18 protein-coding genes are annotated in these 23,222 nt (G+C 55.9%); 17 read left to right on the forward strand and 1 reads right to left on the reverse strand.

Annotated features, from left to right (window positions below; all coding sequences use genetic code 11):
- Positions 1–134 precede the first annotated feature (134 nt).
- The 6 genes from xerD to NST04_RS14990 all read left to right on the forward strand — a co-directional run bounded on the left by xerD (position 135) and on the right by NST04_RS14990 (position 8,027).
- The gene (gene xerD / locus NST04_RS14965; RefSeq protein WP_341184882.1) at positions 135–1,028 is read left to right on the forward strand and encodes a site-specific tyrosine recombinase XerD; all 894 of its coding nucleotides are present in this window, start codon (positions 135–137) and stop codon (positions 1,026–1,028) included.
- A 198-nt stretch (positions 1,029–1,226) separates the two neighbouring features.
- Positions 1,227–2,405, forward strand: coding sequence for a phosphopentomutase (gene deoB, locus NST04_RS14970; RefSeq protein ID WP_341184883.1), 1,179 nt, complete (start codon positions 1,227–1,229; stop codon positions 2,403–2,405).
- 19 nt (positions 2,406–2,424) lie between these two features.
- Positions 2,425–3,249 carry a purine-nucleoside phosphorylase gene (locus NST04_RS14975; RefSeq protein ID WP_341184884.1) on the forward strand — a complete coding sequence of 275 codons (825 nt, stop codon included), beginning with the start codon at positions 2,425–2,427 and terminating at the stop codon, positions 3,247–3,249.
- 61 nt (positions 3,250–3,310) lie between these two features.
- A complete protein-coding gene (locus tag NST04_RS14980) occupies positions 3,311–4,174 on the forward strand; it encodes a purine-nucleoside phosphorylase (protein ID WP_341184885.1) in 864 nt (287 codons plus the stop codon).
- Positions 4,174–5,505 carry a pyrimidine-nucleoside phosphorylase gene (locus NST04_RS14985; protein WP_341184886.1) on the forward strand — a complete coding sequence of 444 codons (1,332 nt, stop codon included), beginning with the start codon at positions 4,174–4,176 and terminating at the stop codon, positions 5,503–5,505. Before NST04_RS14980 ends, NST04_RS14985 begins: the two co-directional genes overlap by 1 nt.
- 332 nt (positions 5,506–5,837) lie before the next feature.
- Positions 5,838–8,027 carry a collagen-like triple helix repeat-containing protein gene (locus tag NST04_RS14990; protein ID WP_445667919.1) on the forward strand — a complete coding sequence of 730 codons (2,190 nt, stop codon included), beginning with the start codon at positions 5,838–5,840 and terminating at the stop codon, positions 8,025–8,027.
- Between the two features lie 119 nt (positions 8,028–8,146).
- Here the strand turns inward: NST04_RS14990 and NST04_RS14995 are convergent, their stop codons facing one another.
- The gene (locus NST04_RS14995) at positions 8,147–9,196 is read right to left on the reverse strand and encodes a serine hydrolase domain-containing protein (protein ID WP_341184888.1); all 1,050 of its coding nucleotides are present in this window, start codon (positions 9,194–9,196) and stop codon (positions 8,147–8,149) included.
- Positions 9,197–9,441: 245 nt separating this feature from the next.
- Here NST04_RS14995 and NST04_RS15000 point away from each other — a divergent pair, with 245 nt between their 5' ends.
- From NST04_RS15000 to NST04_RS15050, 11 genes are all read left to right on the forward strand, one after another.
- Positions 9,442–10,392: a DUF1177 domain-containing protein gene (locus NST04_RS15000; RefSeq protein ID WP_076086874.1), complete on the forward strand. Its 951-nt coding sequence runs from the start codon at positions 9,442–9,444 to the stop codon at positions 10,390–10,392.
- Positions 10,393–10,497: 105 nt separating this feature from the next.
- Positions 10,498–11,166 (forward strand): AroM family protein, encoded by a 669-nt coding sequence (locus tag NST04_RS15005; RefSeq protein WP_341184889.1) that lies wholly within the window; start codon positions 10,498–10,500, stop codon positions 11,164–11,166.
- Between the two features lie 17 nt (positions 11,167–11,183).
- On the forward strand, positions 11,184–12,128 hold the full coding sequence (locus NST04_RS15010) for an aminopeptidase (protein ID WP_341184890.1): 945 nt from the start codon (positions 11,184–11,186) through the stop codon (positions 12,126–12,128).
- 180 nt (positions 12,129–12,308) lie between these two features.
- The gene (locus NST04_RS15015) at positions 12,309–12,980 is read left to right on the forward strand and encodes an aspartate/glutamate racemase family protein (RefSeq protein WP_341184891.1); all 672 of its coding nucleotides are present in this window, start codon (positions 12,309–12,311) and stop codon (positions 12,978–12,980) included.
- 1,033 nt (positions 12,981–14,013) lie between these two features.
- The gene (locus tag NST04_RS15020) at positions 14,014–15,540 is read left to right on the forward strand and encodes a PucR family transcriptional regulator (protein WP_341184892.1); all 1,527 of its coding nucleotides are present in this window, start codon (positions 14,014–14,016) and stop codon (positions 15,538–15,540) included.
- A 241-nt stretch (positions 15,541–15,781) separates the two neighbouring features.
- The gene (locus NST04_RS15025) at positions 15,782–16,792 is read left to right on the forward strand and encodes an ABC transporter permease (protein WP_341184893.1); all 1,011 of its coding nucleotides are present in this window, start codon (positions 15,782–15,784) and stop codon (positions 16,790–16,792) included.
- Between the two features lie 30 nt (positions 16,793–16,822).
- Positions 16,823–17,719, forward strand: a complete 897-nt coding sequence (locus NST04_RS15030; RefSeq protein WP_445667896.1) for an ABC transporter permease — start codon at positions 16,823–16,825, stop codon at positions 17,717–17,719.
- A gap of 146 nt (positions 17,720–17,865) precedes the next feature.
- Positions 17,866–19,467, forward strand: coding sequence for an ABC transporter substrate-binding protein (locus NST04_RS15035; protein WP_341184894.1), 1,602 nt, complete (start codon positions 17,866–17,868; stop codon positions 19,465–19,467).
- A 119-nt stretch (positions 19,468–19,586) separates the two neighbouring features.
- On the forward strand, positions 19,587–20,867 hold the full coding sequence (locus NST04_RS15040) for a M20 family metallopeptidase (protein WP_341184895.1): 1,281 nt from the start codon (positions 19,587–19,589) through the stop codon (positions 20,865–20,867).
- 161 nt (positions 20,868–21,028) lie between these two features.
- Positions 21,029–22,006, forward strand: a complete 978-nt coding sequence (locus NST04_RS15045; RefSeq protein ID WP_341184896.1) for an ABC transporter ATP-binding protein — start codon at positions 21,029–21,031, stop codon at positions 22,004–22,006.
- On the forward strand, positions 22,003–22,965 hold the full coding sequence (locus NST04_RS15050) for an ABC transporter ATP-binding protein (RefSeq protein WP_341184897.1): 963 nt from the start codon (positions 22,003–22,005) through the stop codon (positions 22,963–22,965). Before NST04_RS15045 ends, NST04_RS15050 begins: the two co-directional genes overlap by 4 nt.
- Positions 22,966–23,222 lie beyond the last annotated feature (257 nt).

The following is a 23,222-nucleotide window of genomic DNA, read 5'->3' on the forward strand; positions in this document are numbered from 1 at the left end:
GGATTGCAGGATTAAGGGAGAAGTATGTCGAATCAATCTATAGCATGTCATGGAACAACGCTGTTCCGGCTGCTGGATCTCAACCCGCTGCGAAGCCGCATGAAGCAGCCTGAGTCTGACAGGAGCGTGAATTGATGAAGTCATACTTACAGCCGTTTATGCAGTATTTGTCCGGGGACAAAGGATTGTCTCCTAGTACGCTGGAATCCTATGGACGGGATATTTCGCAGTTTCTGGAGTTTACGGAAGAGCGGGGCCTGGACGCGGCCGAAGATATTAGAAGAACGCATATTATGCTCTATCTGGGTGCCCTGCGCGGAGCAGGGAAGGCAGCAGCCACGGTGAACCGGAATACGGTATCGCTGCGCGCCTATTTTCATTTTTTGCTGAAGGAACGACTGATTGTCCAAGATCCAACGCTGGATATGGAAGCCATGAAGCCGATTCACAAGCCGCCGGTCATTCTCAGCATTGCGGAGATCGAGCGTCTGCTGGCGGCTCCGGATGAAGCTGCTCCCCAGGGGATGCGCGATAAGGCTATGCTGGAGCTGCTGTATGCGACGGGTATCCGTGTGACGGAGCTGATCTCGATGAATGTGGAGGATGTGAACACATCCTTGCGGTTCGCACGCTGCAGCGGCGCCTCCGGCAAGGAGCGGGTGGTCCCGATCGGCGTGATTGCGGCTGATTGCGTAGCTCGTTATACCTCGGGGATGCGGGACAAGCTGCTGCGTGCGAGCCGGGAGGAGCCTGCGCTGTTCCTGAATAGTCTGGGCGGACGGCTGACCCGTCAGGGCTTTTGGAAAATCATCAAAAAATACGCGCGTGAAGCTCAGATTGAGCAGGACATCACACCGCATACTCTGCGCCACTCCTTCGCTGCGCATCTGCTTGAAGGCGGGGCGGACCTGCGCTCTGTGCAGCAGATGCTGGGCCATTCCGATAGTTCGACCACTCAGATCTACAGCGGAATTGCCCGCAAGAATATGAAGGAGGTCTACGAGAATCATCATCCCCGGGCGAAATAGCTGGCTGTACAGGGATGAGGGACCTTAGGGATACGGGCGGGCGGATCGGATTGGGCCGAAAAGATGCTTTTTGTGAGTAAGAAAGTTATGATGGAATCATACTGAAGAAATCGCTCCCGGGAGAGGGTCTCCCGGAGTTTCTTCATGCTTAGAGCAGACGACAAGATTAGGCAAACTATAAAAGGAGTGAAGACGGCAATGTCCTCATTTAAACGCATCGGATTTATTGTTCTGGACAGTGTAGGTATCGGTGAAGCGCCGGATGCCGCTAATTTCGGAGATACAGGCTCCCATACGCTGGGCCATATTCTGGAACGGGTTCCGGGTCTTAAGCTTCCGAATCTGCAGCAGCTCGGGCTGGCGAATATCGCACCGCTGCCACCGCTTGAACCGGTATCCGCCCCTACAGGCTACTACGGAAAAATGCAGGAGGTATCTGTAGGCAAGGACACGATGACCGGCCACTGGGAGCTGATGGGGCTGAAGATCGAGGTTCCTTTTAACACTTACTTTGACGGCTTCCCGGCCGAGCTGATCGAGAAATTCGAAGCGGCTACCGGACGCAAGGTCATCGGCAACAAGCCGGCCTCCGGCACGGAGATTCTTGTGGAATACGGCGAGGAACAGATGAAGACGGGGGCATGGATTGTCTATACCTCGGCGGACAGCGTGTTCCAGCTTGCGGCACATGAAGATATTATTCCTCTGGAGGAGCTGTACAGCGCCTGTAAAATTGCCCGTGAGCTGACGATGGCTCCCGAGTTCTCCGTAGGCCGCGTGATCGCCCGCCCTTATGTCGGCGAGCCGGGGAATTTCGTGCGTACACCGAACCGCCATGATTATGCGGTGAAGCCGCCGGAGCCTACGGTGATGAATGCGCTGGAGGATATCGGCAAGGATGTGATTGCTGTGGGTAAGATCAATGATATCTTCACCGGCGAAGGCGTCACAGCAACGTATCCGACCAAGAGCAACGAGCACGGCATCCAGATTACCATTGATGAGCTACGCAAGCCATTTGAAGGCTTCCTGTTCACCAATCTGGTTGATTTCGATTCCCTGTACGGCCACCGCCGTGATCCGGAAGGCTACGGCCGTGCGCTGGAGGTATTCGATCAGGCGCTGCCTGAGCTGCTCAGTACGCTCGGTGAGGATGATCTGCTGATCATCTCCGCAGACCATGGCAATGACCCGATCCATGCCGGAACGGACCATACGCGTGAGTATGTGCCGCTCTTGGTCTACAGTCCGAGATTCAAGACTCCCGGCAGCCTGGGCATCCGCCAGACCTTCTCGGATGTGGCCGCGACAATCGCCGATAACTTCGGGGCGAAGGCTCCGAAGTACGGGACAAGCTTTTTGGCTCAACTAATCTAATTCTGGAGGAAACCAAACCATGACCAGTGTGACTCTTAACCATATTCAAGAAGCCGCCGTATATATCAAAGATAAATGCACCGTCGCCCCCGAAATCGGGCTGATCCTGGGCTCCGGGCTCGGCATTCTGGCGGATCTGATCACAGATGAAGTTGTTATTCCTTATCATGAGATTCCTCATTTTCCGGTGTCCACGGTAGAAGGACATGAAGGTGAGCTGCTGATCGGCATGATCGAAGGCCGCCGCGTGGTCATGATGAAGGGACGCTTCCACATGTATGAGGGCTACGGCCCGGAGGTTACAGCCTTCCCGGTACGGGTGATGAAGGAGCTGGGCGTAACCAGCCTGCTGGTCACCAACGCTGCCGGTGGCGTCAACACTGAATACACACCGGGCGATCTCATGCTGATCACGGATCATCTGAACCTGACCGGACGCAACCCGCTGAGCGGACCGAATGACAATGCGCTGGGCGTACGGTTCCCGGATATGTCCTCGGCGTACAGCCCGCGTCTGATTGCAGCCGCCAAGGAAGCTGCTGCGGGACTGAATTTCGAGTTCAAAGAAGGTGTATACGCCGGTCTGCTCGGACCGAACTATGAGACCCCTGCTGAGATCGTAATGCTGCGCCGCCAGGGAGCAGATGCCGTAGGCATGTCCACCGTATCCGAGACCATCGTTGCCCGTCATGCCGGAATTGAAGTGCTGGGCATTTCCTGTATCACCAACATGGCTGCCGGTATTCTGCCGCAGCCGCTGAACCATGCAGAAGTGATGGAGACAGCCGAGCGTGTGCGCGAGCAGTTCCTCAAGCTGGTGCTGGCTTTTATACCGAAAATGTAGTTTCTGCTTCACGCTATAGCGCATCCTATAATACACAATTCATATCCGGGAGGATCAACCTATGACAACACCAACAACAGTCCCATACGGCACTCAAGTTCAGGAAGCCGCTGCATTTATTCAATCCAAATTCGGCGGTTATACACCGGCAATCGGTCTTATTCTGGGTTCAGGTCTTGGCGACCTGGGCGATCAGATCGAAGATGCAGTCTACCTGCCTTACGAAGAAATTCCGCATTTCCCCCATTCAACGGTAGAAGGCCATGCCGGAAGATTCGTGATCGGTAAGCTGGAAGGCAAGGAAGTTATGATCATGCAGGGCCGTTTTCACTACTATGAAGGTTATGAGATGCGCAAGGTAGTTCTTCCGGTCTATGTAATGGCTAAGCTGGGCATCGGCACCCTTGTTATTACCAACGCAGGCGGCGGAATGAACAGAGCGTTCAAGGCAGGCGACCTGATGCTGATTACCGACCACCTCAATATGACCGGCGACAACCCGCTGATCGGACCGAATGATCCGGAGCTGGGCGTAAGATTCCCTGATATGTCCAGTGCTTATGACCCTGAATATATCCAGCTTGCCAAAAAGCTTGCAGGCGGAGTTACTGGTGTGGACGGTGAAGCACTTGTCCTGCAGGAAGGCGTATATGCCGGCATCAGCGGCCCTACTTATGAGACCCCGGCTGAGCTGAAAATGCTGGCCTATCTCGGCGGCGATGCCGTGGGAATGTCCACCGTGCCGGAGGTTATCGTGGCCAGTCACAGTAAGCTGCGTGTGCTCGGCATTACCTGTATCACCGACATGGCGATTGGCGATGAGCTGGAGCCGCTCACCCATGAGCAGGTGGTAAAAGTGGCGAACCTGACCAAGCCCAAATTCATCGGACTGGTGCGCTCCTTCGTCCGTGAGGTACAGATCTAATGCGTGCTGTTGATCTTATTCAGAAGAAAAGAGACGGCGGTGAGCTTAGCCGCGAAGAAATAGCATTTCTGATTCAAGGCTACAGCAAAGGGGAAATCCCGGATTATCAAATTTCCGCCTGGGCAATGGCCGTGTATTTCCGCGGAATGAACGCGCGGGAGACCGGCGACCTGACCCTGGAGATGGCAATGTCCGGCGACCAGGTGGACCTTAGCCCGATTGCGGGCATCAAGGTGGACAAGCATTCTACCGGAGGCGTGGGCGACAAGACGACAGTTGTGCTGGCACCGCTGGTCGCGGCTGCCGGAGTTCCGGTAGCCAAAATGTCCGGGCGCGGCCTGGGCCACACCGGAGGCACACTGGATAAGCTGGAGTCGATTACGGGATTCTCGGTAGAGATGGACCGGGAACGGTTCTTCGCCCAGGTGGGCGAGATTGGCGCGGCGGTGATCGGCCAGTCCGGCAACATCACGCCGGCGGACAAGAAGCTGTATGCCCTGCGTGATGTGACAGCCACGGTGGAATCGATCCCGCTGATTGCCAGCTCCGTCATGAGCAAGAAGATCGCCGCAGGCGCGGACGCCATCGTGCTGGATGTGAAGACCGGCAGCGGCGCATTCATGAAGACGCTGGAAGATTCCATTGCGCTCGCCCAGGCGATGGTAGATATCGGCACTCACCTTGGCCGCAACACGGTTGCGGTCATCAGCGATATGGACCAGCCGCTGGGCTTCGGCATCGGCAATGCCCTGGAGATCAAGGAGGGCATCGAGACCTTGAACGGCCACGGCCCGAAGGATCTGCAGGAGGTCTGCCTGATCCTGGGCAGCCAGATGCTCGTACTTGGCGGCAAGGCGAAGGACGAAGAAGAAGCACGCTCCATGCTGCTGTCTCATATCGAAGACGGCAGTGCGCTGGATAAATTCAAGCAGATGGTGTCTGCCCAAGGCGGCGATGTCACACAGATTGAATCGCCGGACACGCTGCCGTCCGCCCGCAAGTTCATCGAAGTGAAGGCGGCAACGGCAGGTTATGTGGAGAGTATCCAGGCCGAAGAGATCGGTGTGGCCGCGATGCTGCTCGGTGCCGGACGCGAGACGAAGGAGTCCGTGATCGATCTGGCGGTCGGCATTCAGCTATCGCTGAAGGTCGGCGACGCCGTTGCCGCAGGCGATATTCTGGCAGTGCTGCATGTGAACGATGCCAGTGAGAGCAAGGTGCTGGAGGCCGAAGCCAAAGTGCTGGAGGCTTACCGCATCTCCGCTCAGCCGGTTCCGCCGCAGCCGCTGGTTTTTGCGCTGGTGACCAAGGAGGGGGTAACGCGTTACTAACCGGAACGGAATATACTTTGGAATCTACGTTTATACAAACAAGCCGTACGAATCAGCATGTTGCTGGCGTACGGCTTGTTTTTTTTGTAGCAATCCGGCTATGCACCGAATTACTGGGGTCAACAGCATACGCAATTGAAATTAGCATGAATATGATAGACTACATACTATTTATTACCGGATTCATATGGAAGGAATAGATAGGTTGTGGATGAAGTGAGCAGCTAATTTATAGAGTAGGAGGACGTATAATGGCTGAATGGAATACGGGGCCTATTGAGAATAATGCCGTTAACGGCTCAAGACCCACGGTATCAACGACTGTAATCATCGTGAATGAAAGTGCAACTCAAAACGCAGTAGTCTTAACTCAGGGTTACAATCTCAGTGGAATCAGAACATTATTTATCTTGAGCCAGGATGAGATTCTACCTAATACGGTGTTTTCAAAGAATTATTATAGTAATCTTAATTCCTTTGAGTTTGTATTTACAGTCACTGGCGGAGCAGTAGACAACACAGAAATATCTGTATGGGGAAAAGGAAGTTCAGGACAGCTAACTACGCCTCATCGCCTAGTCTCAGCAGAATTACTAGGTTATTCTGGAGGGGGTGGTGTGACAGGGGTAACGGGAGCGACTGGTGTAACTGGAGCCACCGGGGCGACAGGAGTAGCTGGAGGAACAGGAGTTACCGGGGCGACAGGCGTAACGGGAGGAACGGGAGTCACCGGGGCGACAGGCGTGACGGGAGGAACGGGAAACACCGGGGCGACAGGCGTAACGGGAGGAACAGGAGTTAACGGGGCGACAGGCGTAACGGGAGCAACTGGAGTCACAGGAGCAACGGGCGAGACTGGAGCTACAGGTGTAACGGGAACAACCGGAGCGACAGGAGTCACAGGAGCAACAGGCGAGACGGGAGCCACCGGTGTAACTGGAGCGACGGGAGTTACTGGAGTTACAGGAACAACCGGAGCAACAGGAGTTACAGGAGTTACAGGAGCGACGGGCGAGACGGGAGGAACGGGAGTCACCGGGGCGACAGGTGTGACGGGAGGAACGGGAATCACCGGGGCGACAGGCGTAACGGGAGGAACGGGAGTCACCGGAGCAACTGGAATTACGGGGGCGACGGGAGAGACCGGAACCACAGGTGCAACAGGAGCGACTGGAGCTACGGGAACTACGGGTGAGACCGGAATCACGGGTGTAACGGGAGCAACTGGAGCTACAGGAGTAACCGGGGCAACTGGAATTACGGGGGCAACGGGTGAGACCGGGATCACAGGTGTAACGGGAGCCACGGGAGCCACCGGGGCAACTGGAATTACGGGAACTACGGGTGGGACCGGGATCACAGGTGTAACGGGAACCACCGGAGCAACGGGCGAGACCGGAACCACGGGTACGACAGGGGCAACAGGGTTTACAGGTACAACGGGAACTACGGGAGCCACCGGGGCCACAGGAGTCACAGGAGCGACAGGAGTCACAGGAGCGACAGGCGAGACTGGAACCACAGGTGTAACGGGAACAACCGGAGCGACCGGAGTCACAGGAGCGACGGGCGAGACTGGGGCCACCGGTGTAACGGGAACAACCGGAGCGACCGGAGTCACAGGAGCGACGGGCGAGACCGGAGCCACCGGTGTAACGGGAGCGACGGGAGTTACTGGAGCAACGGGCGAGACGGGAGCCACCGGTGTAACAGGAGCGACGGGAGTTACGGGAACAACCGGAGCAACGGGAGTCACAGGGGCAACGGGCGAGACTGGAGCTACAGGTGTAACGGGAACAACCGGAGCGACAGGAGTCACAGGAGCAACAGGCGAGACGGGAGCCACCGGTGTAACGGGAGCGACGGGAGTTACTGGAGTTACGGGAACAACCGGAGCAACGGGAGTCACAGGAGCAACGGGCGAGACTGGAGCTACAGGTGTAACGGGAGCGACCGGAGTGACAGGAGTCACAGGAGCGACAGGCGAGACTGGAACCACAGGTGTAACGGGAACAACCGGAGCGACAGGAGTCACAGGAGCAACAGGAGCGACAGGGGCAACAGGGGCAACCGGGGTCACAGGAACAACGGGGACTACGGGAGCAACAGGAGCCACGGGTGCGCCTACCCTGGCATTTACCAATACAGCTGGTTCGATAGCCGTCTATCCGCCACTGAATACAGAAGTCGTTGCCGTTACGGTGAATCAGGCAGAAGTCATCTCCCAGCAGCTGAAAATTGATTATGCTGTATCAGTGGAAGCTGTTACAGGGTCCAACTGGTCCTTTGTTGCTCAGCTTCGAATCTACCGCGATGCAACGCTGATCTCTACAAGAACCCTTAACCGTAGCGGAAATGCGTCAGGAACTCAACGTTTTCCTATTGCGGACACTTATGTTGATACAGCTCCGGCTACAGCTTCTGTATCCTACCAAGTGCGTTCAATTGTTACCACGGATACAAATATAACCTCAGTAACAGTGATTAATCGAAATCTCAATATTGTTACTTTCACACCCTAATCCCATTCCATCCAGCAGATTTAAAGTAAAGAGCCTTAGCCCAGAAACTGAGCTAAGGCTATAAGTGCATCTGAGGACAGTTGAATAATGCTCCGTAACCCCTAAACGGGATTATACCGCTACCCCACCGGCAGATGGCCCTCCGTGGCAGACATCATCGTGTAAGCCCCGTTACCCTTGTTACAGAGAGCAGTAATCGTTAGGCCGCGTTCGGGATAGTATGCGGAATGGAAGCTGATCCCGGGATCGTAGCCCATGATATGGTACTTTAGCACCTTTTCGCTGGGGCCGGCTTGTATCCACACGCCATAACCATAATAGCTGTCCTTCCGCTCATAAATATGCGGTGTCAGCAGCAGAGCCGTAGTCTCTGCCTGTAACAGCTTGTGTTCAAGCAAGCCGCTCCACAGCTTATGCATATCCGCCACCGTAACAAATGCCCCTCCGTCCCCGCCTCCGACCACCGGAATGGAGTAGATGTTGCTGGTCTTTTTCCCATTGCTGCTGTCGATGTATCCCTGAGCGGTGTGGGCCGGAAGCGCATCAAGCGCGAAGTAACCGGAATCCTTCATCCCGCAAGGCAGAAAAATATACTGTTCTACATATTCCGTGAACGGTTGCCCGCTGATGGCTTCTACGAGCATAGCAAGCATGATATATCCTGCATTGTTATAGTGAAAACGCCCGCCTGGGACGAATTTCATAGGAAGTCCGGCGAACAGCGGGAGGAAATCTCCAGGCCGCCTCAGCGTGTACATCGGGGTCTCCTTCCACAGTGCCGTGAAATCCTCCATCTCTTCTTCATCGAAGTAATCCGGTATGCCCGAGCTGTGAGTCAATAGCTGATGCACGGTGATCGCTGGGTCGAACAATGGGAATTCCTGCTTCGGCAGGATGTCCAGTATTTTGGCGTCAAAAGAAAACAAACCTTGCTCTGCGAGCTGGCAGACCGCAATGGCGGTAAATAGTTTGCTGCCGGAAGCAATGGCGAAGCGGGTGTGGGCCTGGTTGAGCCGTACGTCCCCGATATTAGCTATACCAAAAGCTGCGGCTGCAAGGACATGCTCCCGTTCCGTCACTTGTACGACCCCTGAGAACCCCGTCCGCCGGGCCTCTTCACTGATAATCTGGACCAGCTTGTCCTTATTAATCTGATGTGCAGGCTTCATCCTATGAAGCACCTCCTGTCTGAAAATAAGCACCATTACCCTGTTATATTTCGCTGCTTGGGAGAATTAACCTTTATTCATTAGCGGTAAGCCGTAAGAGTGTACTCTGCGCGTAAGGTTTATCTGCAAAGGACAAGAAATGCTGTTCCAGTTTGGCAGGGCGGTACATTGTGGACATTTTGCCGGATGAGATAGTATAAATGCAAACATGACAAACATGAGCATGCATCCGGGGAGGAATTAGAATGGCACTTCATCAAACGATTACAGTCTTGAACGCACTGGACAGCGCTTATGTTAACGGTAAGCAGGTCAAGCAGTTATTCGCAGAATATCCTGCGGTTAAGGTTGAGATTCAGAAGGTGGAAGGGGAGAAGGGCAGCACAGAATTCGTCAAAATCACGATCCCGGGCAGCGAAGGCAAGCTTGGCGGCGGATCTGCACCAACGTTCGGCATTGTCGGCAGACTAGGGGGGATCGGGGCGCGCCCGAGCCGGATTGGCCTGGTCTCTGATGCAGACGGTGCGGTAGCGGCGATTGCTTCTGCGCTGAAGCTGGCAGACATGCAGACCAAAGGGGATGTGCTGCTGGGAGATGTGCTGGTGACCACCCATATTTGCCCGGATGCGCCGACCCTGCCGCACGAGCCGGTGGATTTTATGGATTCCCCTGTTGATATTCTGCAGATGAATGAGCATGAAGTGCTGCCGGAGATGGAAGCGGTTCTATCGATTGATACGACCAAAGGCAACCGTGTGGTTAACCACAAAGGGATCGCCATCTCGCCGACCGTTAAAGAAGGCTATATTCTGCGGGTCAGCGAAGATTTGCTGCGGATCAAGGAGATGACGACAGGACAGTATCCGGTTACTTTTCCGGTGACGACTCAGGATATTACCCCTTACGGCAACGGGCTGTATCATATCAATTCCATTCTTCAGCCTGCGGTAGCTACCTCTGCTCCGGTGGTGGGTCTCGCGATTACTGCCCAGTCTATGGTTCCGGGCTGCGGTACTGGTGCCAGTCATGAGGTGGATATTGCTCAGGCGGTGCGTTTTGCTATCGAGACGGCCAAGGAAGTAACGCAGGGGACATGTTCCTTCTACAACGAGGCGGAGTTTGCCAAAATTACTGAGTTGTACGGCTCCATGAGCGTACTGCAGACGCTGGGCAAACCGGCAGTCACTTCTCAATAACAGGATAACAGATGTACGATTACAGTCAGGCGCTGAGCTTCCTTCAGCGCCTGCTCTATTAGCACAACAGCTTGGCTGTAACCCATAGCGTCTGGAGGGACAAGAATGAAGAATATCGGGCTGATTACGATTGGGCAAGCACCCAGGCAGGATGTCGCGCCCATCATTGAGAAATATCTGGAAGGCAAGGCGGGACTGGTTCAGTCCGGGGTGCTGGACGGGTTCACGGCTGAACAGGTGCGTGAATTCTACAGTCCAGGGCCGGGAGAGTATGTGCTGACCACCCGCATGGCGGACGGGTCCGCTGCGGTAATCTCACGGGAGCGGATACAGTCCGTTCTCCAAGGGAAGATTGATGCTATGGAAGCCGCTGGGATTCGGACGATCCTGCTGGCGTGTACGGGAGTTTTTCCGGGACTGCATACGTCTGCTGCCCATCTGATTGAGCCGGACCGGATCATTCCTCCAGTCGTGCAGGCGATGCTGGACGGGCGCCGTCTGGGATTGATCGGACCTTTGCCCGAGCAGGAGGACGCAATGATTGAAAAATTCGCAGGAGCCGGAGTGCGGCTGCCGTTTGCAGCGGCTTCACCTTATACCGGTACGGAAGCGGATTTTCGCGCCGCAGCAGAGCGTCTGCGGGATCATGCGGACGTGATAGTGCTTGACTGTATGGGATATGTGGAGCAGCATAGACAGTGGGCGGCCTCCGCAGGAGTGCCCGCCGTGCTGTCCAATGCCCTGATGGGCAAGCTGGTAGCAGAAATGGTGTAATTCGGGAGGAAATGAAGATGAGTGAAGCAAGAATAGCAATTAGTATGAACGTTCTTAAGGATTGTCTCGGGGTTGCCAGCGGAGAACTGCTGGCCGTAGTAGCTGATGATGATAAGCGTGATCTGGCTGAGTCGGTCTATGAGGCAGGCAAGCGGCTGGGAGCGGAATCGATGCTGCTGGTCATGCAGCCGCGGAGCAGATCGGGGGAAGAGCCTCCGGCTCCGGTTGCCGAAGCTATGGCTAAGGCGGATGTGGCCGTATGCATTACGACCCATTCGATGACACATACAGCGGCGCGCAAGCAGGCAGCCGCAGCGGGAACCCGGGTGGCAACGATGCCGGGAATCACCGATGATATGTTCAGCAACGGGGCGATTACTGCGGATTATGGGCAGGTGAAGGCACTGACCGAGCAGGTTGCTGCGCTGTTGTCTGCGGGCAGCCGGGTGCGTGTAGAGAAGGAAGGTCTGATTCTTAGTTTCTCTATTGACGGCCGGGATGGTATTCTCAGCACCGGATTATATCTAAATCCGGGCGAGTCAGGCAATCTGCCCTCCGGTGAAGCTTATATTGCGCCGCTGGAAGGCACAGCTAGCGGCCAGATTAAGGTGGATGGTTCAGTTGCAGGGATCGGTGCCTTGGATGGCCCGATGGTGCTGACTGTGGAGCAGGGACGGCTGGTCCATGCTGACGGGGAGCATGGCGGCAAGCTGCTGGACATGCTTGGCGATGGCGATGGCAGGCTGCTTGGCGAATTCGGCATTGGGACCAACAACAAGGCCCGGATTACAGGTGTGGTGCTGGAGGATGAGAAGGTGTACGGGACGATCCATGTGGCTTTTGGCAGCAATAATACGTTTGGCGGAGTTGTGGCGGCGGGCGTACATATTGACGCTGTAGTCATGAAGCCGGATGTGTACATCGACGATAAGCTGATTATGCAGGCAGGGGAATTGCTGTAAGCGGAATGGAAGCAGCTGAATGCAAGGTTAAATAAGCCGCACCACAGATTTGGACGGGTGGCGCAATCGCCACTGTAGTGAATCTTTGGATTTCCGGCTGCTATTGCTGTTTACGGCTGAAATAGGGCGGCTGGTTATGCTTTTGCAGCATCTAAATCAAGCGGATCAGGGGGAGACAGGATGCTTGGAATCATACGTGTTATTACTTTGCAGGAGAGCTCTGCAATTCAGTTACATGGGGATCTAATTGAGCGGCGGTACGGTCTGCCGGTGATGAGCCGCTGCATCCCGGATCAGCCTCAAGGAGTGTATGATGCGCAGACAGAGGCGGAATCCATTCCGAAGATTATCTCACTTGCGCGGGAACTGGAGCAGCAGGGCTGCACGGCAATCGGCATCAGCTGTGCTGCTGATCCGGCCTTGGCAGAAGCCAGGGAGGCGGTGGCTGTTCCTGTGCTGGGAGCAGGCTCCTGCGCGGCCCATATGGCTATGGCTTACAGCAACCGGGTGGGCGTGCTGACGATTCTGGAAGAGGTGCCGCCGCTCATCCGCAGCATTCTCGGAGGGGCTTACATTGGCATGGACCGCCCCGACGGCGTGACGACCACGCTGGATCTGGGCACGCCCGCCGGACGGGCAGGTGCGCTGGCCGGTGCCGCCCGGCTCGTGGAGCGCGGCGCGGAAGTTCTGGTGCTGGCGTGCACCGGCTTCGCCACCATCGGACTGGCAGCGGAACTGGAAGAACGGCTGGGTATCCGTGCGTTCGATCCGATTCTTTGCCTCGGGGCTGCTGTCGCTGCGTCAGCCTCTGGTGCAGGAGCATCTGCTGCGGGAGATGTGCGTCGCTCGTAGTTAGCCTTGTGTTGGACGGTTTTGCAATTTGTTGAAACTCGCTGTTGCTCTAAGTGTGGGGCAGACTACGTGTGTAGGCAATGTGTGGCAAATAATGCGTGAAAATCAATGTGTGGCAAACTAATAGCTGGTCTTTTCAAAGCGTTCCTCCTGGCTCAGGCCGGGGGACGCTTATTTGTTGTTTAGGGATTGGAGGAGCACAAGTGCCCTGAATTCGGCAGATTGACTATGAGGGGAGTATTGGCGGGGAGAGCTTTGGGGAAGCAGGAGAGTGGGGCGGCGTGGATGAGTATCTTTTGAGTAACATTTGGCATTTCATGTGTTCAGTGAATGGGAGGGGAGACAAATTAGGGAACAGTTAGTTAAAGATCTGTTGAATCGTTGTGGTTAGCTGTGCTGAATAGAACAGTTAGTGAGGAGAGTAACCAGGTGAATTATAGTTGGTCAGGTACATAGGGAGTATGATGCAGCGCTATAGAATGGGAAATAGCCAGAAGGTGTAGAGTACTAAATTGGTTAGAGCACTTAGCCATAGGTAACATATCTGCATACATCTGCCGCGCGTAATCAAAGGGATAAATCCCTCTGAATTCGGCGAAACGCGCTCGCCGCTGGTAATCAAAGGGATAAATCCCTCCGAATCCGGCGAAACGCGCCCGCAGCTCGAAATCAAAGGGATAAATCCCTCTGAATGCGGAGAAACGCGCCCGCTGCGCATAATTAAAGGGATAAATCCCTCTGACCCGCCTCCCTACCTCCCTCTCTCACCATCTTCCCATTTGACGCCCCTATCTCTGTCCCTAGTGCTACTAACCCCTTCCCCCAGCAACCGCTCCCGTCGCATCCACCACCATCCAATTTCTTCCTAATGCGTTTTCACACCGAAAATATCACCAACTGGATACGAATTTCCTGTGGCTCGGCGGGAATCTCTGATAAACTAGCGGGAACGCAAAAAGTGGCTGGCGGCAGAGATATGGCATATTTCAGGAAAAATCATGAAATACTGAAGACAGCAAAGGGAGGCGGAAGGGTGAATACACGAGGAATTACGCTACGGGAGCTAATGGAGCTCTCGGTTCTTGGGAAAGCGAAGGTCATCAGCGGGGAGCAGGGGCTGGACCGGGTGGTGCGGTTCGTCGATATTATGGAGGTTCCGGATCTGAAGGGCTGGATCAGCGAAGGGGTGATGCTGCTGACGACAGCCTATTCAATCCGGCATGATCCTTCACTGCTGACCGAGGTGATCTACACGCTCGACAACCTGGGGGCAGCGGCGCTGGCGATCAAGCCGGCCCGTTTCCTGAAGGAGATCCCCCAGGGGGCCATCGAGGCCAGCAATGCCTGCGGTCTGCCGATTGTGGAGATCCCGCCCGAGATTCCGTACACGGATATCACCCAGCCGGTGATGGAGCTGCTGCTGGGACGGCAGGCGATGCTGCTGCGCCGGGCGGAGGAGGTCTACCGCACGCTGACCACCATGGTGCTGGAGAACAGCGGCATTCAGGCGGTCAGCGATAGTGTGGCGGAGTTCCTTAAGGCCCCGGTGGCACTCGTGGATACGGAGCGGAAGATTATTGTATCCTCACCGGCAGACTATGACTGGGCGCAGAGCGCCGCACCGCTGAGCTGGAACATCCATGTGGACCGCCGGACGGTTGCCCGGCTGCTCGTCCACAAGGAGCGGCTCGATGATATGGAAGAGGTGGGCATAGAGCAGGCCCGGCTTGTTTTTGCCCTTGAACTGATGCGGCGTAAGGTAGCTGAAGATACGGAATTCCGGCTGCGCGGCAACTTCATCGATGAGCTGCTGACTCCGCCGCTGCCGTCGAGACATGAGGTCCAGCGGCGGGCCCGCCAGCTCGGGATGAACCCGGAGCACAAGTGGGAGGTGGCCGTCATCGAAGGGGAAACGGCACCGAGCGAGGAGACGGTGAACCGGCTGCTGGAGCGGGAGGCCAAGAAGCGCGGGGTCACACCGCACGCAGAGTACCGTTCGAGCCGGGCGGTGCTGTTCCTGCCTACGCAGGAGGGGCGCAGGTTCACGCCGGGCGGTGACGCAGAGGAGCCGTGGGACAAGACGCTGGGCGGCTGGCTGCAGGACAAGAACGAAGGCTTAAGCAGCTACCGCTGCGGTATCGGCACCTCGGAATATTTGTGGGACATCCACACCAGCTATAACGAGGCGCGCAAAGCGCTGTCCATCTCCAGAAGGCTGGGACAAGGTCCCGGCGGGATCACCCGCTATGAAGAGATGGAGGTCTATCATCTGCTGGAGGGGCTTGGCGGTCCCGGATTCGAGCGGCTGTTCGAGCGTAAGCTGGGCAAGCTGCTGCAATACGACCAGGAGCATGACAGCAATATGCTGCTGACCTTCTATCATTATCTGGAATGCCGGGGCAGTCTGATTGAGACAGCGAACAGCCTCTATATCCACCGCAACTCCGTCAAATACCGGTTGGAGCGGATTCGGGATATCACCGGCTTCGATCTGAATGATCCGCGCGAGCAGTTCGTCTGTCATTTGTGCCTGATTTATTACTACCTCCAGGAAAAATAGGGCGCTTTGGAAGATTTCTGGAATGTCGTGTGAGTAAATCTAACATTCATAGTCCTTGATAGTGCACAATCGACAAACGGTTGTGCATTTTTTTAGCTGAACGGGACGTAGAGTGACTGTGAAATTCTATGTAGAATTAGCTCAACACTTTAATAAGACAAAGCATACACGCATTACCTGACATGAGAGCGTAATTCCGTCACAGAGGCACAGCAGTCGAAGTCGTAAGGGGGTTGATTCATTGTTTGCTTATACATTAAAAAGACTTCTGCAGATGATTCCAGCCTTGCTCGGCATTATCGTCATCACCTTCATTCTGTCGAGAGTGCTGCCGGGCGATCCTGCGATTATGCTGGCCGGAGAGCAGGCTCCAGAGGAGATTGTGAACAAGATCCGCCAGGATATGGGGCTGGACAAGCCGCTGTATATCCAGTTCTTCGCTTACATCGGGCAGCTGCTGCAAGGCGATATCGGCTATGCCTATCACACGGGACATTCGGTCGCCAGCGATCTGGCCTCACGCTTCCCGGCTACGATTGAGCTGACCCTGGCCAGCATCCTGATTGCCGTTCTAATCGCCATTCCGGTAGGCATTGTGGCCGCTACCCGTAAGGAATCCCTGCTGGATCACATCTCGCGTGTGTTCTCCCTGATAGGTGCTTGTGTGCCGATCTTCTGGCTCGGACTGATGTTCATCTATATCTTCTACTCCATTCTGGGCTGGGCACCGGCACCAATGGGACGGATCAGCGGGGATCTTAACCCGCCGGTGCATATCACCGGGCTGTACGTACTGGACAGTCTGCTCTCCGCAGATACCGCCGCACTCAAAAGCAGTCTCGCGCATCTGCTGCTTCCGGCGATCTGCCTCAGTACCGGCACGATGGCGATCATCGCCCGGATGACCCGCTCCAGCATGCTGGAGGTGGTCGATCAGGACTTCGTCCGCACCGCCCGGGCCAAGGGGCTGCGGGAATCGGCTGTCATCTACAAGCACGCGCTGGTCAATGCGCTGATTCCTACATTAACGGTGCTCGGACTCCAGTTCGGCTTCCTGATGGGCGGTGCGGTCATCACGGAGACCATCTTCTCCTGGCCGGGAATCGGCGGCTATGTCACCGACTCCATACTGGCGGCGGATTACGCGCCGATCCAGGCGTTCACCCTGGTCAGTGCCGTGCTCTACTGCGGAATTAACCTGGCGGTCGACCTGATCTACGGGTTCATCGACCCGAGAATCCGTTATGAATAGAACAGCTTGTGTGAAAGGAGGAGATTGCTTGTGAGCACTGCAGCACATTCAGCACAGGGCAGCCCGGCGAAGCCCGCACAGGCTAAGCCCCGGACCCTATTATCTCTGCTGCTGCACAACCGCCTGGCGGCCATCGGGCTGACCTTCATCCTGATCTGGACTATGGTAGCCATCTTCGCCCCTTGGCTGGCTCCGCATGATCCGTTCGTCACGGATATGGCGAGCAAGCTGCAGCCGCCCTCCGGCAGCCACTGGTTCGGAACCGACAACTTCGGCCGGGATATTCTCAGCCGGGTGCTGTACGGCGCACGGATCAGCATCTGGACCGGCCTGATCGCGGTCTCGATCTCCTTTCTGATCGGGATGCCGCTGGGCGGGATTGCCGCTTACTACGGCGGCCGGACCGGAACCATCATCATGCGGGTCATGGATGTATTGCTCTCCTTCCCTTCACTGGTATTGTCGATGGCGATTGCGGCCTCGATAGGCGCCGGACTCAGCAGCGCAATGATCGCCGTCGGCATTGTCGGCATTCCCGAATTCGCCCGGCTGATGTTCGGCCAGACGGTCTCGCTGCGGGAGAAGGAGTATATCGAGGCCAGCCGCGCCATTGGAGTGAAGGATAGAGTCATTCTGTACCGCCACATTCTGCCGAATGCCCTGGCTCCGCTAATGGTGCAGGCTACGCTCGGGATGGGCTTCGCCATCCTGACCGCGTCCAGTCTCAGCTTCCTGGGGCTGGGGGTCAGACCCCCGATTGCCGAATGGGGCGCGATGATCTCTGAAGGCCGGGAATATATCATTTCCGGGCAATGGTGGCTGGTTACTTTTCCAGGCCTCGGCATTGCCACCTCTATCTTAGGCTTCAACTTACTCGGAGACGGCTTCCGGGATGTGCTTGACCCGCGGTTGCGTTCGGGGAAATGAGGCGTAGCAGGGGAATCCCCCAAGGCTGCCCCATCCCTGATAAAGATAGATAGATTAATGTCAGCTGGAACGCAGGGCGGCAGACAATCATCAGCAGCACAAGTAGTTGTTATGCAGGCAGGATATAGAAAAGGGAGGAATTACCGATGAAAAAAGTTAAACTGTTGTCCACACTCGTCGCTTTTTCAATCATGCTTGCCGGATGCGCCAGCAGCGCCAATCCGCAGACCCCTGCTGCCACTTCGGCGGGAACAGATACGGCAGCAACCGCAGCCCCGGTCAAAAAGAACCTGACGGTGGCCTATTCCGAGGGCGGCACCACGCTCGACCCGGCGGAAGCCAATGATCTGACCTCCGATACGCTTGTGCTGGCCGCTTATGATCAGCTGGTCACCTACGGCATCAAGACCGAGAATGGCGCCAGCATCGCCAATACCGAAGATATCAAGCCCATGCTCGCAGAGAGCTGGGAAGTGAATGCTGACAACACGGTGTATACGTTCAAGCTGAAATCCGGCGTGAGCTTCCAGAGCGGCAATCCGGTGGATGCCGAGGCGGTGGCGTATTCTTTTGAACGTGTGGCGAAGTCCAGCTCCGGCAGCTTCCTCTACGGCATGGCTTCCATTAAATCGGTTGCGGTAAAAGACCCTTCGACTGTTGAAGTGACCTTGACGAATGCCAATCATAATTTCCTGCAGATTCTGGCGATGTACACCTTCTCTATCGTGGACCAGAAGACGGTGGAAGCACAGGGTGCAGACTACCTGAAGACGAATGCAGCCGGCTCCGGCCCGTTCAAGCTTACGAAGTGGGACCCGGCTACTGAAGCTGTTTTCACCGCTAATGATAGCTACTGGCAGGGTGCGCCAAGCCTCGGCAAGGTAACTCTGAAGTTCACCAAGGAAGCCTCGAACCGCGTGCTGCTGCTGGGTAAGGGCGATGTAGACATGGCGATTGAGATTCCTCCGAAGGATGTATCCACGCTGGAGAGCAATTCGGCGCTGACGGTCGCTTCCAATGCGAGTAACCGGATTCTGTTCTTCGCCATGAACAACAAGGTCAAGCCGTTCGATAATGTAAAAGTCCGTCAAGCGATCAACTATGCAATTCCTTACGATCAGCTGCTGAGCGGGGTCATGTACGGCCAGGCCAAGCAGATGAAGAGTGCGGTAGCGAGCAACACACCAGGCTTCACCGATGCAGGCTATGTGTATGAGTACAACCTGGACAAGGCCAAGGCGCTGCTGAAGGAAGCAGGCTACGAGAAAGGCTTTGACTTCGACTTCACGCTGGGCTCCGGCTTCGATGACTGGGAAGATGATGCGGTCCTGATCCAGGCTGAGCTGGCCAAAATCGGAGTCAACATGAAGATCAACAAGCTGGCCCGTGCCCAGTTCCTGGAGCAGCAGAAGACCAATAATCTGACCTCTTATATCTCTAAATGGACTTCATTCGTCAATGATCCCGGCTACCACCTCGGCTTCCTGCTGTACGGCAAGGGCTCTTCCAACTATATCAACTACCAGAACGCTGAAGTAGACAAGCTGTGGGAGCAGGCGAACCTGGAGACAGATACGGCGAAGCGCACAGAGCTCTACAAGCAGGCACAGGAGATCATCACGACAGAAGCACCTTGGGCGTATCTCTACGAATATAACCGCATTGTCGGTATGAGCAACAAGATCAGCGGCTACGCCTTTTACCCGGATGAAGTGATCCGTTTCTATCCGCTGTCGATTACAGAATAAGCAGGTTTGGCTAAAAGAGAGCGGACAGGCCCCAGGCTTGTCCCTCTTTGCACAAATTCACAGGACCCTGTGCCTGCTGCATGCAGGGAAGCGGGGTCACAAAGGAGAATTCGTAACCCATGACGGACTGGAAAAGCAAGGTACTGGAGGCCATTGATGCCGGGCAGGAGGAGCTGCTTGCGCTGTGCTCTGAGCTGATCCGATTCCCTTCGGAGAATCCGCCGGGAGATTCGCGGGAGATCAGCGCTTATATTATTAGTTATCTGAAGGAAGCCGGGATCGATACTTCGATCTATCCGGCGACTGAAACCATGTTCAATCTGGTGTCCACACTGGGCGCAGGAGCAGAAGAGCGCACCGGTAAAAAACTGATCTACTGCGGACACACCGATGTCGTTCCGGCGGGAGACCGCTCGCGCTGGGATTTCGATCCGTTCTGCGGCGATATTGTGGACGGCTATCTGCTGGGCAGAGGCGCTTCGGATATGAAAGCGGGGCTGGCCGGGTTAATCTACGTCACTGCACTGCTGTCGAAGCTGGGCGTTCCGCTGCAAGGGGATCTGTCCCTGCTGATCGTGCCTGATGAAGAGACCGGAGGTCATCTTGGAGTTCCCTGGGTGCTGGAGCGCGGCCTGATTACCGGAACCGCTGCGGTGATTGCCGAGCCTTCCGGCCCGCTGAACCCGACCATCGGGCAAAAGGGCAGCTGCTGGTTCGAATTCACCGTCGAAGGCACACCGGGTCACGGCAGCCTGTCGCCAGTGGTTGGAGACAGTGCGATTGTGAAGGCAGCCAAAGGGATTGAAGCCTTACAGCGGCTATGGGATATCAAAGTGGACATTCCCGAGGAAGTCCGGGAGATTATCCGCATCTCGCAGGAGTATGTGAAAGGCAGCGAAGAAAGAGATTCCCTTGCCTATCAGGTATTCGACCATGTGACAGTGAACATCGGAACGATCCAGGGCGGAACCAAGGTGAACGTAGTGGCGGACCGCTGCACGATTCAGGTCGATTCCCGTGTACCCTTCGGGGTAGACTACCGGGATGTGCTGGACCGTGCCCGCTCCCTGCTGCTTGAAGCCGGCATTGAATCCGAGGTCAAGGGCTTTGGCTTCCAGGGCAATGCCAACTGGACCTCTAATGAGGAGCCGGTGGTCAAGGATCTGGTGGAGAGTATCTGTGAGGTAAGCGGCGAAGAAGCCTACGGTGTGCTGCAATGGGCCTCCAGCGATGCGCGCCATTTCCGCAAGCATAACATTCCGGTGCTGCAATATGGCCCGGCCGAGCTGTCAACGATTCATAATTTTAACGAGAAGGCTCCCGTCTGGCAGATTATCCAGTGTGCGAAGGTCTATGCTTTGACGGCGCTTAAATATCTGGGCGTGGAAGAAGAGCAATAAGAAGAGGAATAATTAGTTGGGGCCCCCGCAAAGTACCTGAGTAATCATCGAAGTAAAACATCACTTTGTGGGGATTTTTTTGGGGCCCCCGCAAAGTACCTGAGTAATCATCGAAGCAAAACATCACTTTGTGGGGAGTTTTTATTGGGGGAGATGCAATCATGACAGAACTGCTGGAGGTATCAGGGCTATGCACCGAGTTCCAGACAGCGGCGGGTACGATCCGTGCGGTGGACGGCATCAGTCTGTCAGTGCGCAAGGGAGAGACGCTGGGCATTGTCGGTGAATCCGGCTGCGGCAAAAGCATCACCTCACTCTCCATCATGCAGCTGCTGCCTAAGCGGATCAGCCGGATTGCTTCCGGCCAAATCCGCTTTGAGGGCAAGGATATGCTGGAGATGTCGGTAAAAGAGGTACGGAGCATCCGGGGGAACCGGATTGCAATGATTTTTCAGGAGCCGATGACCTCGCTGAATCCGGTGTTCAAGATCGGGCGCCAGATCTCCGAATCCGCCCGTTATCATCTGAAGCTGAGCAAGAAGGAAGCCGACGCCCGGGCGGTGGAGATGCTGCGCAAGGTAGGAATTCCCCGCCCGGAGAAGATTGCCCAGCAGTATGCCCATCAGCTCTCCGGCGGGATGCGGCAGCGGGTAATGATTGCGATGGCGATGGTCTGTAGTCCCCAGTTGCTCATTGCCGATGAACCGACGACAGCGCTGGATGTGACGATTCAGGCGCAGATCCTTGATCTGATGCGGGATCTGCAAAAGAATGAGGGCATGTCGATCCTGATGATCACACATGATCTGGGAGTCGTTGCCGAGATGTGTGACCGGGTTGTTATTATGTACGCGGGTCAGATTGTTGAGGAGACAGATGTGGCTACTCTGTACAGCCAGCCGCTGCATCCGTATACGCAAGGGCTGCTGGCTTCCCTGCCCCAGCTGGCGGGGGATGAGGAACGCCTCAGCTCGATTCCGGGGCAGGTGCCGAATCCGGCCAGTCTGCCGCCCGGCTGCCGGTTCGCGCCGCGTTGTCCTGTAGCGGTGGACCGCTGCCGGGAGCAGCTCCCGGAGCTGCTTGAAGTGCAGCCGGGCCATACATGCCGCTGTATCCTGCAGCAGGAGGGGATTCTATGACCACATTACTGGAAGTCCGTAATCTGAAAAAGCATTATCCGATCCGCAAAGGCTTCTTCTCTAAGCAGGTCGGTGCAGTCAAAGCCGTTGACGGCATTACCCTATCCGTTGAGCAAGGAGAGACGCTGGCGGTGGTCGGAGAATCCGGCTGCGGGAAGTCGACCACCGGACGGGCTATTCTGCGGCTGATTGAGCCGACAGAAGGCGAGATTATGTTCGCCGGAACCGATGTGCGCAGCCTGAATACCGAGCAGCTCCGCAAGTTTCGTACCGATATGCAAATGGTGTTCCAGGACCCTTATGCTTCGCTCGACCCCCGCTGGACTGTCCAGCGCATTCTGGAGGAACCGCTCCGTACCCACGGATCGGCTCCCGCCGGCGAGCTGCGAAGCAGGGTCGAGCAGCTGATGGAGGTGGTGGGCCTGTCCCCCTATCAGGCTCACCGTTTTCCCCATGAATTCTCCGGCGGCCAGCGGCAGCGGATCGGGATTGCCCGTGCGCTTGCGCTGAATCCGAAGTTCATTGTCTGCGATGAGCCGGTATCGGCACTGGATGTCTCCATCCAGGCTCAGGTATTGAATCTGATGCAGGATCTGCAGGAGCAATACGGCCTTACTTATATGTTCATTTCGCATGACCTGTCGGTTGTCAAGTTCATCAGCGACCGGGTGGCGGTCATGTACCTGGGGCGGATTGTCGAGCTTGCGCCGACGAAGGCGCTCTTTGCAAAGCCGCTGCATCCTTATACGCAGGCGCTGATGTCTGCCGTTCCGGTACCGAATCCGGGACTGAAAAAGCAGCGCATCGTCCTGACCGGGGATGTTCCGAACCCGGAGACACCGCCCACGGGCTGTGCCTTCCACCCCCGTTGTCCGCATGCGATGGACCGCTGCAAGTCGGAAGCGCCGCTGCTGCGGGAGCTGGATTCAGGCCATCAGGTGGCCTGTCATCTGTATTAAGCTATATTATGGGCCATCCGGCAGCGGGTGGCCCTTGCTTTTGCTGGATGCCAGGCTACTGATGCCAGGCTACTGATGCTACGCCATTCTAACGCACGAACCACGCAATTCAATTCCGGACTAACCACACTCCGCCAGCTTAACGCTTCCTCCGGCACTAAGTGCTCAGCGCTCCCCACCTTCCAATCAACACTCCTGGTACTCATTAATCAGCGCCTCCAGTACCAAATCGAACAACCGATCACATTCGGCGCTGT

This window comes from Paenibacillus sp. FSL H7-0756 (assembly GCF_038006765.1).
Classification (GTDB): domain Bacteria; phylum Bacillota; class Bacilli; order Paenibacillales; family Paenibacillaceae; genus Paenibacillus_AQ.